Origin of the sequence: Aquipuribacter hungaricus, from assembly GCF_037860755.1 — a bacterium.
Classification (GTDB): Bacteria; Actinomycetota; Actinomycetes; order Actinomycetales; family JBBAYJ01; genus Aquipuribacter; species Aquipuribacter hungaricus.
In genome coordinates this window covers 1-1,293 of record NZ_JBBEOI010000431.1, presented here as the reverse complement: position 1 = coordinate 1,293, position 1,293 = coordinate 1, and the positions used below count along the sequence as shown (strand labels likewise).

Below are 1,293 nucleotides of genomic sequence, written 5' to 3'. Positions count from 1 at the left end.
CCCGGCGCAGGCTGCGCGCGGCGGCGCCCCGGGCCCCGGCCGCGCGGTACAGCCGGGCGCGCCCCTCGGTGGTCTCGGCCGAGCGCACCACGGCGGGCAGCCGCTCGGGGACCAGGCGGCCGAGCCGGCGCGAGCGCCAGAGCACGGCCACGAGGAACACAACGAACAGCTGGACGGCCAGCCAGCCGACCCAGGTCGGCAGCAGGTCGACCGCCGTCGGCGGGTCGTCCACGTCGCGGGCCAGGGCCGGGTCGAAGGGGTCCGCCCGGTACCAGAGGAGCTGGTCGGTCCGGCCGAGGCTGCGGACCGCCAGGGCCGCGTTGCCCTCCTCGGCGAGCCACTCGTTGGTGAGGACATCCGGCTGGCCGTGCACGGTGACGCGACGGTCCTGCGCCTCGTCCACGACGACGGCGTACGAGCCGGCGTCGGGCGCGGGACCGGACACGGTGGGGTAGCAGACCTGCACCTCGGCGGTCGGCGACGGCTCCTCGCTCTCCACGCCGGGGACGGCGCTGCCGTCGCCGGCGACGTAGGTCGACCCGCCGCTCCGGGCCTCGCCGGCCGCCCGTGCGTCCTCGTCGGCGCAGCCGGGTGCCGTGGTCGTGGTCTGCGTCGTGCCGCCGAGCGCGAGCTCGGGGGCCAGCACCTGCAGGACGGGCAACGACGGCTGGACGAGCACCAGGTCGGCTCCCGTCCCGCGGAGGTCGGCCAGGCGGTCCGGGGGGAGCACCCCGGCGTCCAGCACGAGCAGCGTCGTGCCGGCGGAGGCGGTCGACAGGACGTCGTCGAGCCGGTCGGCCTCCACGACCTCGACGCCCTGCCTGGTCAGCACCTGGGCCAGCGCCCGCGCGCCCTCGGGCGCGGCGTTGTCGGGGGCCAGGGGACGGCCCTCCCCGCGGGGTGCGGTGAGCACGGCCAGGACCACGCCGAGCACGACGAGGACGGCGACCGCCACGAGGCCCCGGTTGCGCCGCCACCAGGACGGCGGTGCCGCGGGGACCGCGCCCTCGTCGTCCCCGTCGTCGACCGCGCCCGCGCGGTCCCGCCGGACCTCGGGGGCGAACCCGGCCGCGTGGTCGCCGGCCGTCCCCGTGCCGCGGGCCGCGCCCGTGCCGCCGTCCGTCCCCGGGCGTACGTCCCCTCGGGGCCGGTCCTCGACGTCGCCGCCGGTGCTCACGACCGCACCGCCGGGGTCGCTCCCGCAGGGCCGCCGGGGACGCTGCCGGCAGCCACCGGCGCACCGCCGTCAGCACCACCGCCAGCACCACCGCCAGCGGCGCCGTCAGCGGCGCC

General features: G+C 79.4%; 1 protein-coding gene. It reads right to left on the bottom strand.

All coding sequences use genetic code 11. The features are described from left to right. A partial coding sequence (locus WCS02_RS20405) for a DUF4350 domain-containing protein (RefSeq protein WP_340296152.1) occupies positions 1-1,177 on the bottom strand: 1,177 nt, incomplete at its 3' end. Between the last annotated feature and the right edge of the window lie 116 nt (positions 1,178-1,293).